This is a genomic window from Sporosarcina sp. P33 (assembly GCF_002077155.1).
Classification (GTDB): Bacteria; Bacillota; Bacilli; order Bacillales_A; family Planococcaceae; genus Sporosarcina.
In genome coordinates this window covers 634383-651716 of the sequence record NZ_CP015027.1, presented here as the reverse complement: position 1 = coordinate 651716, position 17334 = coordinate 634383, and the positions used below count along the sequence as shown (strand labels likewise).

Genomic DNA, 17334 nt, shown 5'->3' with positions numbered 1-17334 from the left:
AATCGTCAGCGGCTTTTCCTTTTCGGTAAATAAAAAGTGAGACAACCTGGTTAATAAACGTTCAACCAATGATTATATCTGAGTAAAGTAAATTGTTCCTGAATTGGGTGTGTTTGTGTGATAAGGACAATTCCGCAAACGGGCCATTTTGCGGAATTAAGGCTATATCTTGAAAGTACCTTTTAATGAAAAAGGGGGATGGGTATGAAAAGGATAGGTGTATTTACATTATTTATCGTATTGTGTTTTGCATTAGTTGGTTGTAATCAAGAAGAAACAATAAAAGCACCACAAGAAATACAATCAGTGATTCCACAAACTGAAGATGTTGAAGTAAAACCGTTTACAGTTGAGAAACGCGAAAGTGAAGACTATAAAAATATAAAAGAAGTTGTTAAACCTGATGAAATAAAGACTGTTGCAGAAATAATTGAAAACGCTGAATGGGAAGAGAACGTTGAAGTGGATATGGCATCTCCTCCTGAATATCGTTTTAGCTTGGGTTCGATTAACTATGCTATATGGGTGACTCCAAATAGAGATAGATTAGAGATAGATTAGAGATAATTGCTGAAAGTCAAGCAAAATATATCAAACTTCCAATAAAGGACTCAGAGATTTTATATAAGATAATTACTGAAAAAGAACTTTGAGATAGAAAGTAGAACTACCTTACGAAACGTATGATTTTAGAAGTGGAGTGGATTAATTTGGACTACTTACTAGAAATTCTCCTGTTTTTAATTGGCTTTTCTTTGTTGATAATGATTGTACAAAGCTTAATTGACCGTACATTAAAGCAACATGGATATCTGCATAAATATAGATTTGACGGAGGTAAAAGATGCGAAAAGTTTATCTAGATAGAACAGAATTAACTGGGGCCATAACTGTATTTTTAAAAGAAACTGAGATTATATCAGCAGGTACAACAATTTATTCTATGAGTGTTTATGATAGAAATGAGGAGTATCAAAAATATGCTAACGATTATATTCCACATTTAGAATTTTATACGGTTCCACATGTAGATATTATGGCAAAAGATAGTAAAGGTGGATTTATCGGAACCGTTGGACAACAATGTGACCTAGAAAGTGACGCACCACTCTGTTATATCAATAAGGATTTAGAATGCTTGCTAATCTCTGAAAACGGAGAAGGTTTTCTGAGTAATATAGAATCATGGCAAGACAACTTGAAACCCTATGATAAAATTACCGTTTATCGTTCGAAAGCAGAAGCAGAAATGGAACTAGAATTTATCGATTTGTCTGAGATAGAAATAGATGAAGTTAATCTATAAATTTTAATGAGCAATATAAATAAAATAGTATCTCTGGAATTGAACCTACACTAATGTCAGTAATTGAATATCCTTCTATAACCTCCATAAAGATACGCCTTGCGTTAGGTGCTTCAATTTCGTCAGGTTCTAATCGTAGAGTCTCCTTGTTCATTTTGTAGCCATAAGGCGGTACGCCAACCCACTTACCTTCTCTGGCACTTTGCAAGCGTCCTAAGTGCATTTTCTTAGACGTTTCTTTATACGCTGATTGGTTAAACATGCCTTTGATAACGGACATCATTTCACCCATGCTATCTGATGGGTTAATGATTCCGTCTAATCGGCTGTGAACAATCATATTATATTTCTCAAGTAGTTCAAATAACTCAAGCTGTTGCTTTAAATTTCGTGTTAATCGTGATAAATCCGTTATGACCAAAACGTAATATTTAGCTGATTCAATTTCCTTGATTAACTTTAAATATTCGATTCGTTCCTCATCGACGCTGAAAGCTATTTCTTCAAAGTAAGCAAAACTAAAATTATTACGTTCACAGTAGGACAATAATTCCTTTTTGTGTTTTTGTAAGTCCTCTAATTCTCCTCTTGATTTACGATTATAGACGATTGCCGAAAGTGTTTTAATTGCTGTTGTCATACGTGTCCACCTCTTATGAGATATGATATCTTAAATGTCCTTTCAGATATGGTAAGCGTCAAATAACCCACACCTATTATTCAGGTATGGGTTTGTTTATACTTTAGTTAAGATTTTATTTTGGGCTTTGACAATGTAATGGAATACTTGCTGACCATGGCAAGAGCTGATCTAATGCCTCTTTATTTGTTGTATCAATATTTGGCAACCGTTCAAATAGATACTTCAAATATTCAAATGGACTTAGTCCATTCTCCTTTGCCGTTTCTACAATACTATAAATAATAGCGCTCGACTTTGCACCTTTCGGTGAATGCCATTCCCTACATTTTTATAGTGCCATAAACAACTCTTATTGACGTTTAATTTAGTTTTATACTAGTGAAATGAACAGGTGACGCGTATGAATTGAGTTTCTTGTCAACACTAATCTGTATATAGAAAAAGAGATTGGGACGAAAAGTTGTTAACGATCTGTCCCCACCCAATTTTCCGACCATTTCTCCATTTCTCTCATAACGGGTTCTAAAGCGATCCCTTTTTCAGTTAACGAATATTCGATGCGAACGGGAGTTTCTGGAAATACATCTCGCTTTATAATTCCCTCGTTTTCCAAATCCTTTAACCTCTCCGACAGGACTCTGCCACTTACACCGATCGATGATTCGATCGTGCAAAAACGTTGTGGACCAGGTAGAAGATGGTAAATAATGAGACCCGTCCACTTTTGGCTTAAATAACCTAAAGCTTTTTCAAATCTTGGACAAATCAACTTCTCCATTTTAATCAACTCCTTACTTAATAGTATACATGGTTATTAATAGTAATCAAATTACTTTTCATCTGATTTTTTCTTGACTATCATAATGTGTCGATGTATAGTTACTTACATAAGGTAACTAACTAACTACTAATTCGTATTAATTAATCTACTAGGAGGAAACATAAAAATGAACTTTCATCGTGAACCGATCACATTCGTCGGTCAAGTCAATTTAAAGGTACAAAATATAGAGCGTGCATTAGCGTTTTATCAAGAAATAATCGGCTTTAAAGTATTGGAAAAAACGGAACGAAAAGTTCATTTAACTGCGGATGGAAAGACCGTTTTATTATCAATCGAACAGCCGGAAAACGTTCTTCCAAAGCAAGGAAGAACAACGGGGCTCTATCACTTTGCATTACTTCTACCTGAACGATCTGACTTAGCCAAAATCGTGCAGCATTTTATAGAAAATCGTTTCCAGATTGGATCAGCAGATCACCTTGTCAGTGAAGCTCTTTATTTATCCGATCCAGATGGGAATGGAATTGAGATCTATGTAGACCGTCATCCATCAAAATGGGATTGGGATAAAGGTGAAGTTGCAATGGCAAATGATCCAATCAATTTTCCTGAGCTATTATCTGGCGTAAAACCACATACATGGAATGGTCTTCCGGCAGGCACGGTGATGGGGCATATTCATTTACATGTATCCGAACTAAAAACGACAGAAGAGTTTTACACGAAAGGGCTGGGGTTAGAGGTAGTGAACCGCTATGGTAATCAGGCGCTATTTCTTTCGGACGGTAAGTACCACCACCATATCGCTTTAAATACGTGGAACGGTGTAGGCGCACCTAAACCGTTTCCTAATAGTGCTGGACTAGAATCATTTACTTTAATGCTTCCTAATGAAGAAAAGAAACATAAAATGATCGCTCAGTTGAAGAGCATCGGCGCAACTGTTATGGAAGAAAACGGTTCAGTGATTGCGATCGATCCTTCTGGAAATCGTATTCAATTAAGAGTCTAAAAGTAGAAGAGGAAAAATACGATTATGACTAAAAAAGAACAGTCTGAAAATCCAGGGATTGAAATTGGTCTATATACACTTGGAGATATAGGAGTAGATCCGGTTACCGGAAAAACAATTAGTGCAGGGCAAAGAACGAAGGAGATTATCGAAGCGGCCAAACTCGCTGATGAGGCCGGTTTGGACATCTTTGGTGTAGGTGAACATCATCGATTAGATTATGCTACTTCCTCGCCGGCGGTTGTCTTAGCTGCCATAGCTCAGGTGACGAAACGAATTAAATTGACAAGTGCTACGTCAGTATTAAGTACGATCGATCCTGTTCGTTTATTCGAAGACTTTGCAACTTTGGATTTACTTTCGGATGGACGTGCGGAAATTATTGCGGGTCGTGGCGCATTTATAGAATCGTTCCCACTTTTCGGTTATGACACAAATGACTATGATGCATTATTCACTGAAAACCTAGACTTACTTTTAAAGCTTAACGAAAACGAGAGAATTACTTGGAATGGTCACTTTCGTTCGCCATTAAGGAATGCTGAAATTGCACCTCGCCCTTATCAGAAGGAGTTACGGATATGGGGTGGTGTTGTGGGAACGCCAGAAAGTGCAGCCCGCGCTGGCAGGTTAGGTATTGGGATGGCATTAGTGATCCTCAGCGGTGATCCTAAACGATTTAAGCCATTAGTTGATCTGTACCGTCAAGTTGGCATCGGGGCTGGATATGCTCCAGAAGATTTAAAGGTCGGTATAACAGGTCATGGGTACTTTTCAAAGACAACTCAACAAGCAAAGGATGAGTTTTATCCTTATTATTCGAATTACTGGTCATATGTTAATGAACAACGTGGGATGAGCGGAAGAAGGTTATCGCGTGCAGATTTTGAACAAATGACAGCTCCTGATACTGCATTATTCGTAGGCAGTCCGCAACAAATCATAGAGAAAATCCTTCATCAATATGAACTTTTTGGACATCAACGTTTGATGGCACAGATTGATATAGGTGGTATACCGTTTAAAAAAGTAGCTGAAGGTATTGAGTTATTAGCTACAGAGATTGCTCCAATCGTTCGGAAAGAAACAAGAAGGTAAATTCGCACTGTAAAAAGCATAGGTGGTGTAAGTCATGGGTTTTTTAGAAAAATTATTTGGAAGAACACACAAGGAGGAAGACAAAATGACAAATGAAAAATTAAACATTGGAATTATTTTGGGGAGTACAAGACAAGGGAGAGTAAGTCCACAAGTTGGAGAGTGGGTAAAGGGTATTGCTGACAAACGTGGAGATGCAAATTATGAAATTGTAGATATTGCAGACTTTGAATTACCTTTTTTAGGAACAACTGACGGAACAGAACCAGGAATTACAGCTTGGAATGAAAAACTGGCTAGCTTGGATGGATTTGTATTCATCGTTCAAGAATACAATCATAGCATTTCAGGTGCATTAAAAAATGCTCTTGATTTTGCCAGAGAAGCATGGCATAACAAAGCTGCTGGTTTTGTCAGTTATGGTTCTACTGGCGGAGCCCGTGCAACGGAACATTTACGTGGTATATGTGGCGAGCTAAAAATTGCTGATGTCCGCACACATCCAACTTTATCTTTATTTACTGAATTTGAAAATGGCACTGATTTTAAACCTCAAGCCCTACATGATGAAAATATCTATATGATGCTTAATGAGGTTGTAGAATGGAGTAGTGCGTTAAAAACAGTAAGATCATAAACAGAAAGAGTAGAAATACGAATGTTTAGCTGAAATTCTATCCAATAAAATTTAATAAACAGAAATAAAGGAGAATATAAAATGGGAAAAAATTATGAATTGAGTTTGTTGTTACTTCGTGTCGTTCTAGGGGTTACGTTTCTTATTCATGGGATTGCTAAATTTCAAATGGGTCTTGGTAATGTAGCGGGTTGGTTTGAAAGTATTGGTATTATGGGCAGCTTAGGTTATGTTGTAGCGTTCATTGAATTAATCGGAGGAATCGCTTTAATTGTTGGGTTTGGAACGAGAATCGTATCAGGTTTAATTGCGATCGTATTACTTGGCGCTATTTTTAAAGTAAAATTATCTCTCGGTTTCATGGGTGCTGAAGCGGCAGGTTATGAATTAGATGTAGCGTTATTAACGATGGCGGTTGTACTTGTCATTAGCGGAAGTCAGTTATTATCAGTGGATCGTAAAATGTTCCAGTCTTCAAAAGACTAGATTGATCGTGACCGGTTAGATTCCTGTTGAAGGTAGATACAATTCGAATAAGGAAACGTTTCACAGCTAGCACAAAAAAAATCTGGGCGCACATACTCCAAGGCTATTTTGATGAAACGATATAAAATTTTAGATTGTTTTTAATGTGCGATGTGGACAAAATAAATTTGAAGCTGGAGGAATAAGATCATGAATATTGCAGTTATTGGAGCAAGCGGAAAAGCAGGAAATTTTATTATGGAAGAAGCAATTAATCGGGGACACCATGTCACAGCAGTTGTAAGAGATGCGTCAAAACTTAAGGGCAAGAATGTGACGGTTATTGAAAAAAACATATTGGAACTTACGACGGATGATGTCAAACCATTTGATGTTGTCGTAAATGCCTTCGGTGCTCCACTTGGCGAAGAACAACCACATGTGGATGCAGGTCATACTTTAATTGAGGCGCTTCAAGGAACAAATACAAGAGCAATCATTGTAGGTGGAGCTGGAAGCCTTTATGTTGACGAAAACAAAACCGTTCAGGTCATCGATACACCTGATTTTCCTGATTTCATTAAACCAACAGCAAAAGGACAAGCACGTAACTTGCAAGAATTACGAGAAACAACAGATATGTCATGGACATTTATTAGCCCGTCTGCCGTATTTGATCCGGAAGGGAAGAGAACGGGATCATATGAGTCAGGAAAAGACTACCTTCTCGTTAATTCGAAAGGCGAAAGTTACATCAGCTATGCTGACTACGCTATTGCCATAGTCGATGAGATTGAAAATCCGAAGCACGTGAATGAAAGATTTACTGTCGTTGGTGAATCTGAATAACAGACTAGACGTTCAGAAGAGTTAGTTGGGGAAGTGATTAAAGAAATTGATCGTACTTTCTGATAGTGAATCAACCATGGAAAGAGTGAATAGTATATTTCTAACGGGTTCACCATTCATTCTAATCTGTGCTCGCACAAGAAATAGCATAAAGAAAGGAGCGGAATCTTTCCGCTCCTTTTATAAGTATATCGCAGATTGGCACACACCATTTGCTGAGAATGATCTTAAAGCAGGTGGGAAATTCGTTTCAAGAATGGAAGCAAAAGATGGTAGTATGGGTTTCGATTTTGGTGGAATCTACGATGAAGTAAAATTACATGAGGGTATTTCTTATACCTTAGGAGATGGAAGAAAAGTAAACATTACCTTTAACGGTCAAAAAAATGAAACCGAAGTAATTGAGACGTTTGACGCTGAAACTACACATCCAATCGAGTTTCAACAACAGGGATGGCAGGCGATTTTAGATAATTTTAAACAATACGTAGAACAAACTAATAAGTAAAATGTAAGCGTCAAATAATGCCCACCTAGTTTTTCAGGTGGGCATTAGTGTATTCTTTATCTAACTTTAACAGGAATCCGGCATTCCTCCTGAATTGTCTGTGACCACGGAAGGAACTGGTCAAGTGCTTCCTGATCATCTAGGTCTATTTGTGGTAAATGTTCAAAGAGATAGGTTAAATAATTCATTGGGTTTAATTGATTCTCTTTGGCCGTTTCGACAATGCTATAGATGGTGGCACTGGCAGTTGCACCCTTCATTGATTGGGCAAATAGCCATGCTTTTCTTCCCATAACGAATGGTTTAATCGAACGTTCTGCTCGGTTATTATCGAGTTCAAGTCGCCCGTCTTTCATAAAAGCAATGAGTTTTGACCATTGGTTTAAACTATAATTGATAGCGACACCTAATTTGCTTTTAGGTGGAACTTGAGGGCGTTTGGATTTTAGCCACGCTAAATAGGCATCCAACACGGGTTGACTGCGTTTTTGACGTTCTTCTTGCCGTTGTTCGGGGCTACAGTTTTCAAATTCCTTTTCTATCTGTTTTTCAACTTTAAATAATTGCGTACAGAATTGAAGACCTTCAGCTGCGAGAGTCGTAGATTTATCTACATTGGCAGGTAAAGATTTGAGCGTTTCGTCATATTTTCTTCTAGCATGCGCCCAACAGCCAACCAACTCCACGTCCTTCAAATCATGGTATCCCGCATAACCATCGACATGAAGATATCCCTCAAATCCCTTAAGAAATGCCTTCGGGTGCTTACTGTGGCGCGAAGTTTGATAGTCATATAAGATAATTGGTTCCACATTGTGACTAGATCGGTACAACCACATATAGGACTTGGAATTTGCCGCTTTTCCGGGTTCTGCTAAAACTTGAACTGTTGTTTCGTCTGCGTGCAGACGGTCAAGTTGAAGTAGTAACTCGTGCAAGCGATTGTAAAGCGGTGAGAGCCATTTCGTTGCACCATATACTACCCAGTTGGCAATCGTTTGGCGTGATAGAAAGACACCAAGACGTTCAAATTGTTTTTCAATTCGGTATAAGGGCATCCCTTCTACGTATTTTTGATTCATTATATATGCCATTGAAGAAGGTGATGCAAGACTTTTTGGAAAGACTGCCGCTGGCATTTTAGCTGTGACAATCGGTGTTTCTATTCCTTCCCGCTCACATTGACGGCAGCTGTAAATATGTTGAACGTGTTCAACGACTGTCACTTGAGCGGGAACGATTTTCAATTCGCGTCTCGTTTCTGTGCTCATTTCGTGAACTGTTTCGCCACAACACAAACAGACCTGCTCTTTATCAGGTAAACGATAATGGATCGTTTCCGTAGGCAGGTTTTCAAGTTTCGCATCTCGTTGTCCGATATACTTTTTTCGTTGATAAGTAATCGATTCAAGTGTGGGTTCTTCTATATTTTCATCTACTGACAGTTCAGCCTCGTTGAAGAGGAGAAGTTCGATTTGGTCTGGATTTGATTTTTCACTGGAAGTCCCAAATTTCTTTTGTTGGCTAAGTCGGAACTGTTCTTCCAACCATTTAATTTTTGCCTCTAGGACTTCTTTTTGTTTTTCTAAATCCACATTTTTCGCTGCGAGCTCTTCAATTGTTGCTTGTAGTTCAGTCGTATTTTTTTCCATGAGAATATATTAACACAAAGAGAGAAGACATGGGTTGTCAACTCTCTCTAAATGATAGATTTCGCATCAATCTTTGGATGGGCTTGTTTTTGTTCCATGGGAAGCCCGTCCAGTAACCAATTTAATTGCCGTTGGCTAATTTTTAGCGCACTTGCAGTTTTTTGATTAGGCCAATGGAACAGGCCTTCATCCAAACGGCGGTAGTACAACCAAAACCCATTATGATCCCAGTGCAGGATTTTTAATTTATCCCGTTTACGATTGCAGAAAACAAAGAGATTCGATGAAAAGGGATCTAGTTGAAAACTCAATTGAACAATTGCAGCTAATCCGTCAATCGATTTGCGCAAGTCCGTTGGACCGCAAGCCAAGTAAACTTGATCAATCGGGGATCTACTTAACATGATATTGGAGCATTGTAATCACTTCTTGAAAAAGTGCTCGATTAAAATCATCTTGGATCTCAATAGACACATTGCCTATATGGATACGAAGAGATGCGTTCGGCTCGGAGTGTGAGCTGGATTGATTGAGTGCAACCCATTGTGTTGTAGGTTGTTCATCGAAACTTGATTTTGAAGCAAGTTTTTTCATCCATTGATACATACTTTGAACTCCAATTTCGTTATGGTGACACCATGCTTTCACGTTTGGTTCGCCACTTGCCTTGTAGGCATCAATCCGTTGCTGCCATAGTTGTTTTCGTTCATCTGATGACATGGAAAAATAAAACCTCCTAACATTTGATGTTATTGTGATTATCGCAAAACATCGTAGATGTTAGAAGGTGTGGGTTATTTGACGCTTACAGTAAAATAATAAATGGCGGTATCTGTGGTTATTCAATACCCACAGATACCGCCATTTTTTAAATCAAATATTTATTAATTATGCTAACTACTGAATGCTGTAAATGATGGTATGTTAGAAAATGCCATCTAACTTGTAACGGGTTTGGTTCAGGAGTACAAAATATGAAAAGGTAGTATAAAAGGAATTTATCTAGGTTAAATATTTACATTCTCTGTTTTACTTGCCTGTTTTGCATGTATTTTTTTCATTGCATATCTTGCGATGGGCTGTGCAATCAGTAACTCGATCCAAATTGCCACCCCGAAGTTCCTAAACCAATTGTGAAAGAAGTTTTGAAAAGGCTCGATGCCTATTTTCCACATACCAACCCAAGGTCCTATTATTGACATGCAAACAGATAAGACTGTAACCGTCAAAAAGGTATTCAACAATATGTGGGCATTGAATCCATCCGTTCTAGTTGCGAATGTTGGCATTGCTTTACTAACTATCGGTTCAGCGACCAAAGTTACCAACAACACGATAATAACCCATAGGAGAGGGATAATCCGTAACGTTTCCAAATAATTTCCCGTGTTGAATCCTTGATCCAACATCATAATGATAGGAGCAATGGTGTTTACAGAAATAATCGATATAATCATCATAAATAGTATGCCTTCTCTTGGCGATTGAGGCAGTTGATTTTCTTTATGCATTTTGTTACCCTCCGAAATAAGTTTTCAGATGGTAGACGTATCATGTGACATATATTTTTGGTTGAATGAATTGACCAATATCTCTACACACTGTAATAATCATTTTATCGCATTCTTAAATGAATACCAGTCTTGTTTTTTTCAAAAATATGTGAGCAAAGTCTTAAATAGTCTTCCTCAATCGGGCGCGTTTACGGAATAATGGCTGGGCTACTATCGGGCCATTTTGTTATATAATATAAATAAGTGGTGAGGGAGAAAAGCTATGTTTAAAAGAAAAATCTACGTGGCACTTTTCACTTCGATTCTTGCCATAATTGGTTTGAATATACTGGAACCAGTGCCTTATCAAGATGGTGGGATATTCCTTGGAATTGTAGTTTATTCGCTATACATAGTTCCCATAGTTTTCATATACGGAATTTCCCCCTCAGTTATTGCGGATAAATTAAGTGTTAAAGCAAAGAAGTTTCAAGAAGTTATCTCTCTAGGGTTCCACATTTTATTTGGTCTTTTGTTTATAATTCCTTACAGTATTTTTTATGAGTACAAACCTTTTGCAACGTTTAATTTCGTTGAGGTTGTTACGCATCCTATTCCCGTATTATGCTTTGTTTTTTCCGTTGTATTCTTTGTGATTGATAGATTTTTAAGAAAATGGGATAAGTCGGGAGAAACTGCTTACAGCTAACGGGCGCAGATTACTGAATAAATTTAGAAGCATATACTTAGTTGATCGGAGTGGAAGCCGGCGACTCCGGGAGGATCAGCGGGACAGGTGAAACACCTAGCGAGCGAAGCGAGGAGTGTGGTTCACCGCCCGCCCTCCGGAACGCGTCCGGCTGCAGCGCAGATCAACGGGTTGCAACCATTATCTCCGTTATCGGGCGCGATTGCAGCATATGATTTATTCGCACTCACTTAGTTGATCGGAGCGGAAGCCGGCGACTCTGGGAGGATCAGAGGGACAGGTGAAACACCCTGCGAGCGAAGCGAGGGGTGTGGTTCACCGCCCTCCCTCCAGAAAGCGTCCGGCTGCAGCGCAGATCAACGAGTTCCAACCGTTATCCCATCTATGGGCTATTTAACCGAATAACTCTTGGTGAAATGAATCCAATTTGTGAAAGGTGTTGTATTGGGAATGAGTAGTGCGAACACAGATGTTTTCAAGCAAGTTATTAAGAAACTCTGCGAAGTCAACAATATTTCGCCCAGAAAACCTGCATTTGAAACCATTGACAACATAGTGGTTATTAGTGTGAAAAATAATTTGAAAGATGGAGTCGAGTTAGATTGCTTTCATATTTTAAATTTAATCTACCAAATAATTACACCGTTAGGAATAAAATTTAATCAGCAATTATATCTGTATCCGAATTCAAAAAGAGTCGCTAGGATAACTGTAACTTTTAAAAAAGAGGATTATGATGTATTAAATATGAGATTGGAGAACGGTAACGTAGATGGCTGAAAAACTTTCTGCGATCTTTATCAACAAAGTCTTATAAAGCAATCGGGCGTTATTGTCGCATACGCTTTTTGTATTCACTTAGTTGATCGGAGCGGAAACAGGCGACTGGGAGGATCAGAGGGACAGGTGAAACACCTTGCGAGCGAAGCGAGGGGTGTGGTCCACCGCCCTCCCTCCAGAAAGCGTCCGGCTGCAGCGCAGATCAACGGTTTCAAACCACTATCTAGCTATCGGGCGCGAAGATCACATAAGATTATCCCATAAACTGGGGATTGTATAGAACTGAGGAATGTAAATGAAGTTATTTAAACGAATGAATAAAATAGAACTATTACATAGTAAAAGAGCAGCATTACTTGGCTTCTTTACATATATGCTCATAACAGCCATTAATTATTTCTCTTACCTGTTAATCAACAAAGATTTATTCTCGCCGCCTATCATCTTCTGGAGCGGAATAGCCGTATTCTTTGGATATGATACATTTTTGAATCTAAAAGAAAAAAGGGGGACCAAGATTCAGACGGCTGAATATATCCTTGCTGTATAAAAGATCTATAGCAGCTGTATAATTCTCGAAATAAAATTAATGAATCCATGCTGATTCAGCAATTGGCCAAGTAATGCAGAAAGAGGTTATTCCCTCACAATTGACACGATCAGCCCAATGGTATATAATTATCTCGAATTCGAGATAAAAAGGAGTAAATCATGGATACTAAAAATACAGAACTATACGAAGAGGATTTGTCCCTAAAAGCATTTATCGTATTAACCCGTGCGTTGCAATCCATTAAAGCGCGCGTGGAAGAAGATATAAAACAATTCAAGTTAAATCCTACAGAGTTCGCTGTGCTGGAATTAGTTTACAGCAAAGGCGATCAGCCGATTCAAAAAATTGGTGAGAAGGTATTGATTGCGAGCAGCAGTATCACCTATGTCGTGGATAAGTTAGAAAAGAAAAAGTTGGTAAAAAGAAAACCTTGTCCAAAAGACCGGCGTGTAACCCATGCTTCTATAACAGCAGAAGGGACCGAACTAATGGATGAAGTCTTTCCTAAGCACAAAAAAGCGATAAAAGAAATTTTTGGCGGGCTGGATATAAAAGAAAAAGAACAGCTCATTGAACAGCTGAAAAAACTGGGTTACCATGCACAAAACATGTGATTTTCGAAGATGTATGGAGTGGGCAATACGTTCAGAAGCTGTCAAAAGAGGTGTTAGCGGAAAGTCTATGGCAATTAACCGTTATCATCAAATGAAAACCGCGTAAAACCGAAGTTTTTATAACTTGGTTTTACGCGGTTTTTTTGAATTCAAGTACCGCTATTTATCTTACTGCCTGTGCTTTCAATTGAAATCCCTTCAAATATCTTGGATGAATTGAAATAGTGCAAGGCATTTTAGTTACTCCCATTGTTCACGCTGAAGATCTTCAGCAATGAGCTGCAAATCATCCGCAGTAATTGTCAGTAATTCATAATTTGATGTGTCAGCTAATTGTTCAGCCATCTTCTTGAGGAATTTTGGCGAGCCTTCATTATCTTCGTCATACAGAAGTAATAAAGCATCGGAGTTCCGGAGCAAAAACTTGTTTTTCTCTACGAACTGCCAAGGTGCTTCATATGGTTTGTTTGTCAGACTTACTGTGTAATCAGCAAGAGCCAATATTTGTTCGTAGGTTTCCTGTTTTGTTTCGTTCCATTTTGCCTGCTGATCAAGAAACGGAGTAATGACAGCGTATTGTAAATGAGGATAATCTTCCTGCAGTTCCCAGACGCATTCAATCACCCACGTCTCCACGCCCAGCTGACCGCTGACGATGACCCATTCGAGTCCTTGATCGAGAAGCGGCAGAAGCTGGTCGGTCAATGCTTTCTTAATAATCGGAATACCCGGATGCTGGTCATTAAAAATTCCTAATTCATGGGCTTTATAACCGCTCACAAGCAGACGTTTCATCATTTCTGCCCGTCGATTGCCGCCTGCGCGAGCTTGGTGATGGTCATATCATCCATCGGGGGATTATGAAGGCCCGCACGCACATCACGATAATAACGCTGAAGCGGGTTGGATAACTCTAAACTCTTTGCACCAACAATACGCATTGCGAGATTAACGATTTCAATTGCGCTGTTCGTCACGATAGACTTAGCCACGCCCAATTCATTTTGCAAATGAACCCGGCGGGCCGGATTATCATAGATGCCGGCGATATCATACAGCAAATGGCGCGCTTTAATCAATTCCAGGTCCATTTTACCGATCTGCGTCTGGATACTGAAAAGGGATGCGATAGGTTCGTTCAGGCTGTTTGGCTGATAAGTTGAGGCAAACTGCACTGCATAATCACGCGCTGCCTGTGCGATGCCTAAGTAGCAGGAAGGGATATGTAAAATCCACCCGTTTTGCTTATCACCGCGCGGCGCGTCATTTACTTCCACCAGCTGATCAGGCGCAGCTTTTACTTGGTCCAGCACAAGTGTCTGGCTCTCTGTGCCGCGCATGGAAATCATGTGCCACGTTTCTTTAATAGAGAGACCTTCAGATTCGCGCGGGAGCAAAAAGAAGCCGACTTTCTGCTTTTCTTCAATCCAAACGGATACTAAGATATGAGTGAGAGCCGGTGCCATTGTTGTGAACGTTTTTTCACCTGTAATGACCCACCCGTCTGCTGTGCGCACTGCGTTTGTCTGCGGGCGGCCGCCGCGTGTCGGACTGCCGGTCTGTGCTTCGGTCACGGAACGGTTGACCAGAGCGCCTTGCTGAATGGCTTCACTGAATTGGGTCAATTGTTCTTCTGTCCATTTGCGGCTTTCATACAGTTCACCGACGACGCCCTGGTGCCAGCCAATCGCCAGTGCAGTGGCGCTGTCGAAACGTGCAATAGTCTCCTGAAATAAAACCATGTCCGTCACTGTAATGCCTGCCCCTCCGAATTCTTTTGGGAGTGTAAGCGCGGTATAGCCCATTTCTACAAGCTTTTTAATATTTTCTTTTGGGAATTTGGAGAGCCTGTCAGATTGTTCTGAGAAGCTGCTGAAAAACGGACCTGCCTCAGTCAATTCATTGACCCATCGGCGTTGAAAGTCCGTTGTGATAAAAAGTTCTGTCGACACGAGAAACACGTCCTAACTACTTCAGTCTTCTGTTACGTTTATATGCTGTTGCATGACAGATATATGTAAATGCGCAATAGCCCTTGAACATTTTCTTCAAGAGTCATGAAGTTCTAGTATACTAGAAAAACAATAAAATTACCATTCTGACGAAAGAAAAAAGTTATTGTAATATGCTGCTGAAAAGTATAGAAAAATGAAAAAGGAAACGGCAAGCGGTATTCGGCTTATTTTCAGGAGTTCTGTCAATACGGAGGAACAGAAGGGTCAAGACTGTCGATTTTGATCTAGAGCAAATTAGAAGAGTGTTCATTATTCTATCGTAACTTCAAAAAATAATTAAATGGACACACCTTAAAGTGGTGTCTTTGTAACCACGTAATATAATGAATTAATCGCTAGATAAGAACTATTGATCTATTTATTCGGGAGTCGATGGGAAATTCATAAAGGATATGCGTAAAGTTACATTTTTTATCTAATTGAGGAATGTCCTGTCCGAATATAAAAGTATTGGAGTATAATTGACGAGGGTTAGAAGTGTTGATATACACTTCAGTTGAATAAGGGGGATGGGCATTGTGAAGTTTACGGTAGGAAAAAAGCTGTGGCTTGGATTTATGAGTATTGTCATTATTATGATTGTCATTGGAACAGTGGGATTTTTGGCGATTAAGAAAGTTAATGAACAATACACTTTTTTAATCGAAGATCGGATGCATAAAGTGATATTACTCGAGCGGCAGAAAAGTGATCAGAATGACCTTGTGAAAAACATCAGGGGATACATGTTATATGGTTCTGAATCATACATAAATGAACTGAAGGAAATCAGTCAGCGTACGCATGAAAGATTAGACGAATTGGATATCATTCTCAATAGCAGTAAGATGAAAGAATTGCTATCTGAAACCCATGATGCTACAGAAGAATATGAAAAAGTATTGCAAAACATTATAGACGAAACAAAGGCAGGCAATGATGAACAGGCACTCAAAACGGGAACAAACGGCACTGCTTTCCAAGAAGTAATTTCCAAGAATCTTGACGCAATGATTAATTTTCAGCGTGAACAGCAAGAACAACTTGAGAAAGATGTAGCCAGTTATACAAGTTCCGCTGTCCTTATGATGGGTATATTGATTTTAATAGGAATTATTGCCAGCGTCGCGATAACAATTATCATCAGCGGTTTGATCAGACGCCCTGTCACGCAGATGACGAATGCGCTGGCAGAAGTGTCAGAAGGTAATTTTTCCATTGAGGAAGTAAAGATTAAAAATCGCGATGAAATCGGTGATATGTCTGTTGCGCTGAACCGAATGGTTGGAGATTTGCGCGGCATTATCGATCGTGCGAAACATTCCGCTTTGCAGCTTGCTGCGCAGTCAGAAGAGCTGTCAGCCAGTGCCGAAGAAAGTTTAGCTGCTTCAGAAATGGTGGCGGAAATTTCCGAGAAGAACTTGCAGACGAGTGAATCACAAGCGAATATCGTCAATCAATCCACTGTCTCAATGGGAGAGATGGTGACAGCGATTGACGTTATCACACATGACAATGAGGAAATGCTGAACTCATCTGAAGACGTCGCACGACTGGTGAAGGAAGGCTCTTCATTAATGGGTGAGACGAAGGATCAGATGACAAACATCAGTCAAACGATCGGTGATTCAATGGAAACAATCAATCAAATGGCAAAACATACGGAAAATATACGGAACGTTACATCGATGATTACTGCGATTGCTGAACAAACGAATCTGTTAGCGCTTAATGCTGCAATTGAAGCGGCTCGTGCAGGCGAGCATGGGAAAGGCTTTGCAGTTGTAGCCGAAGAAGTACGAAACCTTGCCGAACAGTCCAAACAATCTACACAAGAAATTGGCAGAATGATCGACACTATTATTGAAGATGTCACTAAAGTAGTGTCGAGCACTGGAGAAGGAAGAAAGCGTGTAGATGAAGGATTGGCTTTAACAGAAAAGACTAATTCTATTTTCATGGATATTGAACATGCGACATCAGATGTCAGTGAAAAAGTATCAACTGTTTCTGCAGCCATCGAAGAAATTCGGGCGATGACCGATGAAGTGACGGATGGAGCAAGACAAGTGGAAGAATTGGCCGTTCAGGCAGCAGCTGAAGCTCAATCTACAAGTGCGGCAACTGAACAGCAGCTGGCGGCCAACGAGGAAATTACATCCAGTTCCCAAACGCTTGCTCAACTGGCGGAAGAGCTGCAACATGATATGGGACGTTTTCAAGTGTGAGGACTAGGG

21 protein-coding genes and 1 pseudogene are annotated in these 17334 nt (G+C 39.5%); 13 read left to right on the top strand and 9 right to left on the bottom strand.

Features of this window, described 5'->3' with window-relative positions; all coding sequences use genetic code 11:
- Positions 1-204: 204 nt before the first annotated feature.
- Both SporoP33_RS03115 and SporoP33_RS03110 read left to right on the top strand, forming a co-directional pair.
- The gene (locus SporoP33_RS03115; RefSeq protein ID WP_081242399.1) at positions 205-561 is read left to right on the top strand and encodes a hypothetical protein; all 357 of its coding nucleotides are present in this window, start codon (positions 205-207) and stop codon (positions 559-561) included.
- Positions 562-844: 283 nt separating this feature from the next.
- On the top strand, positions 845-1306 hold the full coding sequence (locus tag SporoP33_RS03110; protein ID WP_196796839.1) for a hypothetical protein: 462 nt from the start codon (positions 845-847) through the stop codon (positions 1304-1306).
- Here the strand turns inward: SporoP33_RS03110 and SporoP33_RS03105 are convergent.
- The 3 genes and pseudogenes from SporoP33_RS03105 to SporoP33_RS03095 form a co-directional block, all read right to left on the bottom strand.
- A complete protein-coding gene (locus SporoP33_RS03105; RefSeq protein ID WP_081242398.1) occupies positions 1296-1946 on the bottom strand; it encodes a recombinase family protein in 651 nt (216 codons plus the stop codon). The genes SporoP33_RS03110 and SporoP33_RS03105 overlap by 11 nt on opposite strands.
- 115 nt (positions 1947-2061) lie before the next feature.
- Positions 2062-2262, bottom strand: a pseudogene (locus SporoP33_RS03100) (transposase domain-containing protein); the annotation flags it as partial.
- Between the two features lie 150 nt (positions 2263-2412).
- The gene (locus SporoP33_RS03095; RefSeq protein WP_081242396.1) at positions 2413-2727 is read right to left on the bottom strand and encodes a winged helix-turn-helix transcriptional regulator; all 315 of its coding nucleotides are present in this window, start codon (positions 2725-2727) and stop codon (positions 2413-2415) included.
- 169 nt (positions 2728-2896) lie between these two features.
- Here SporoP33_RS03095 and SporoP33_RS03090 point away from each other — a divergent pair, with 169 nt between their 5' ends.
- The 6 genes from SporoP33_RS03090 to SporoP33_RS03065 all read left to right on the top strand — a co-directional run bounded on the left by SporoP33_RS03090 (position 2897) and on the right by SporoP33_RS03065 (position 7302).
- Entirely contained in the window at positions 2897-3745 is an 849-nt protein-coding gene (locus SporoP33_RS03090; protein ID WP_081242395.1) for a VOC family protein, read from the top strand.
- Positions 3746-3769: 24 nt separating this feature from the next.
- Positions 3770-4843, top strand: coding sequence for an LLM class flavin-dependent oxidoreductase (locus tag SporoP33_RS03085; RefSeq protein WP_081242394.1), 1074 nt, complete (start codon positions 3770-3772; stop codon positions 4841-4843).
- A gap of 34 nt (positions 4844-4877) precedes the next feature.
- Positions 4878-5480 carry an NADPH-dependent FMN reductase gene (locus SporoP33_RS03080; RefSeq protein ID WP_081242393.1) on the top strand — a complete coding sequence of 201 codons (603 nt, stop codon included), beginning with the start codon at positions 4878-4880 and terminating at the stop codon, positions 5478-5480.
- A gap of 81 nt (positions 5481-5561) precedes the next feature.
- Complete coding sequence (locus SporoP33_RS03075; RefSeq protein ID WP_081242392.1) at positions 5562-5966, top strand: DoxX family protein; 405 nt, start codon at positions 5562-5564, stop codon at positions 5964-5966.
- A 189-nt stretch (positions 5967-6155) separates the two neighbouring features.
- Positions 6156-6794, top strand: coding sequence for an NAD(P)-dependent oxidoreductase (locus SporoP33_RS03070; RefSeq protein WP_081242391.1), 639 nt, complete (start codon positions 6156-6158; stop codon positions 6792-6794).
- Between the two features lie 46 nt (positions 6795-6840).
- Positions 6841-7302, top strand: a complete 462-nt coding sequence (locus SporoP33_RS03065; protein WP_231293286.1) for an SRPBCC domain-containing protein — start codon at positions 6841-6843, stop codon at positions 7300-7302.
- Positions 7303-7358: 56 nt separating this feature from the next.
- Here the strand turns inward: SporoP33_RS03065 and SporoP33_RS03060 are convergent, their stop codons facing one another.
- From SporoP33_RS03060 to SporoP33_RS03045, 4 genes are all read right to left on the bottom strand, one after another.
- Positions 7359-8954, bottom strand: coding sequence for an IS66 family transposase (locus SporoP33_RS03060; protein WP_081242390.1), 1596 nt, complete (start codon positions 8952-8954; stop codon positions 7359-7361).
- Between the two features lie 47 nt (positions 8955-9001).
- Positions 9002-9304, bottom strand: a complete 303-nt coding sequence (gene tnpB, locus SporoP33_RS03055) for an IS66 family insertion sequence element accessory protein TnpB (RefSeq protein ID WP_231293285.1) — start codon at positions 9302-9304, stop codon at positions 9002-9004.
- A 43-nt stretch (positions 9305-9347) separates the two neighbouring features.
- Positions 9348-9674, bottom strand: a complete 327-nt coding sequence (locus SporoP33_RS03050; protein WP_081242388.1) for an IS66 family insertion sequence element accessory protein TnpA — start codon at positions 9672-9674, stop codon at positions 9348-9350.
- A gap of 287 nt (positions 9675-9961) precedes the next feature.
- A complete protein-coding gene (locus SporoP33_RS03045; RefSeq protein WP_081242387.1) occupies positions 9962-10465 on the bottom strand; it encodes a DUF2798 domain-containing protein in 504 nt (167 codons plus the stop codon).
- A gap of 265 nt (positions 10466-10730) precedes the next feature.
- Here SporoP33_RS03045 and SporoP33_RS03040 point away from each other — a divergent pair, with 265 nt between their 5' ends.
- The 4 genes from SporoP33_RS03040 (at position 10731) to SporoP33_RS03025 (ending at position 13103) form a co-directional block, all read left to right on the top strand.
- Positions 10731-11156: a hypothetical protein gene (locus SporoP33_RS03040; RefSeq protein WP_081242386.1), complete on the top strand. Its 426-nt coding sequence runs from the start codon at positions 10731-10733 to the stop codon at positions 11154-11156.
- Between the two features lie 450 nt (positions 11157-11606).
- Positions 11607-11936 (top strand): hypothetical protein, encoded by a 330-nt coding sequence (locus SporoP33_RS03035; protein WP_081242385.1) that lies wholly within the window; start codon positions 11607-11609, stop codon positions 11934-11936.
- Positions 11937-12231: 295 nt separating this feature from the next.
- A complete protein-coding gene (locus SporoP33_RS03030) occupies positions 12232-12486 on the top strand; it encodes a hypothetical protein (RefSeq protein ID WP_081242384.1) in 255 nt (84 codons plus the stop codon).
- 161 nt (positions 12487-12647) lie between these two features.
- A complete protein-coding gene (locus tag SporoP33_RS03025; RefSeq protein ID WP_081242383.1) occupies positions 12648-13103 on the top strand; it encodes a MarR family winged helix-turn-helix transcriptional regulator in 456 nt (151 codons plus the stop codon).
- A gap of 240 nt (positions 13104-13343) precedes the next feature.
- On the opposite strand, the gene SporoP33_RS03020 is transcribed toward SporoP33_RS03025, so the two are convergent.
- Positions 13344-13901 (bottom strand): SLOG family protein, encoded by a 558-nt coding sequence (locus SporoP33_RS03020; RefSeq protein ID WP_081242382.1) that lies wholly within the window; start codon positions 13899-13901, stop codon positions 13344-13346.
- Positions 13898-15055: an acyl-CoA dehydrogenase family protein gene (locus SporoP33_RS03015; RefSeq protein WP_081242381.1), complete on the bottom strand. Its 1158-nt coding sequence runs from the start codon at positions 15053-15055 to the stop codon at positions 13898-13900. The genes SporoP33_RS03020 and SporoP33_RS03015 overlap by 4 nt, the downstream gene beginning before the upstream one ends.
- A 581-nt stretch (positions 15056-15636) precedes the next feature.
- Here SporoP33_RS03015 and SporoP33_RS03010 point away from each other — a divergent pair.
- Complete coding sequence (locus tag SporoP33_RS03010; RefSeq protein ID WP_158233640.1) at positions 15637-17325, top strand: methyl-accepting chemotaxis protein; 1689 nt, start codon at positions 15637-15639, stop codon at positions 17323-17325.
- The last annotated feature ends 9 nt before the right edge of the window (positions 17326-17334 follow it).

Bases quoted from the DNA above. Each gene is read 5' to 3' on its own strand.
- SporoP33_RS03115 (WP_081242399.1), top strand. From the start codon at position 205: ATGAAAAGGATAGGTGTATTTACATTATTTATCGTATTGTGTTTTGCA.
- SporoP33_RS03110 (WP_196796839.1), top strand. From the start codon at position 845: ATGCGAAAAGTTTATCTAGATAGAACAGAATTAACTGGGGCCATAACT.
- SporoP33_RS03105 (WP_081242398.1), bottom strand. From the start codon at position 1,946: ATGACAACAGCAATTAAAACACTTTCGGCAATCGTCTATAATCGTAAA.
- SporoP33_RS03095 (WP_081242396.1), bottom strand. From the start codon at position 2,727: ATGGAGAAGTTGATTTGTCCAAGATTTGAAAAAGCTTTAGGTTATTTA.
- SporoP33_RS03090 (WP_081242395.1), top strand. From the start codon at position 2,897: ATGAACTTTCATCGTGAACCGATCACATTCGTCGGTCAAGTCAATTTA.
- SporoP33_RS03085 (WP_081242394.1), top strand. From the start codon at position 3,770: ATGACTAAAAAAGAACAGTCTGAAAATCCAGGGATTGAAATTGGTCTA.
- SporoP33_RS03080 (WP_081242393.1), top strand. From the start codon at position 4,878: ATGGGTTTTTTAGAAAAATTATTTGGAAGAACACACAAGGAGGAAGAC.
- SporoP33_RS03075 (WP_081242392.1), top strand. From the start codon at position 5,562: ATGGGAAAAAATTATGAATTGAGTTTGTTGTTACTTCGTGTCGTTCTA.
- SporoP33_RS03070 (WP_081242391.1), top strand. From the start codon at position 6,156: ATGAATATTGCAGTTATTGGAGCAAGCGGAAAAGCAGGAAATTTTATT.
- SporoP33_RS03060 (WP_081242390.1), bottom strand. From the start codon at position 8,954: ATGGAAAAAAATACGACTGAACTACAAGCAACAATTGAAGAGCTCGCA.
- SporoP33_RS03050 (WP_081242388.1), bottom strand. From the start codon at position 9,674: ATGTCATCAGATGAACGAAAACAACTATGGCAGCAACGGATTGATGCC.
- SporoP33_RS03045 (WP_081242387.1), bottom strand. From the start codon at position 10,465: ATGCATAAAGAAAATCAACTGCCTCAATCGCCAAGAGAAGGCATACTA.
- SporoP33_RS03040 (WP_081242386.1), top strand. From the start codon at position 10,731: ATGTTTAAAAGAAAAATCTACGTGGCACTTTTCACTTCGATTCTTGCC.
- SporoP33_RS03035 (WP_081242385.1), top strand. From the start codon at position 11,607: ATGAGTAGTGCGAACACAGATGTTTTCAAGCAAGTTATTAAGAAACTC.
- SporoP33_RS03030 (WP_081242384.1), top strand. From the start codon at position 12,232: ATGAAGTTATTTAAACGAATGAATAAAATAGAACTATTACATAGTAAA.
- SporoP33_RS03025 (WP_081242383.1), top strand. From the start codon at position 12,648: ATGGATACTAAAAATACAGAACTATACGAAGAGGATTTGTCCCTAAAA.
- SporoP33_RS03020 (WP_081242382.1), bottom strand. From the start codon at position 13,901: ATGATGAAACGTCTGCTTGTGAGCGGTTATAAAGCCCATGAATTAGGA.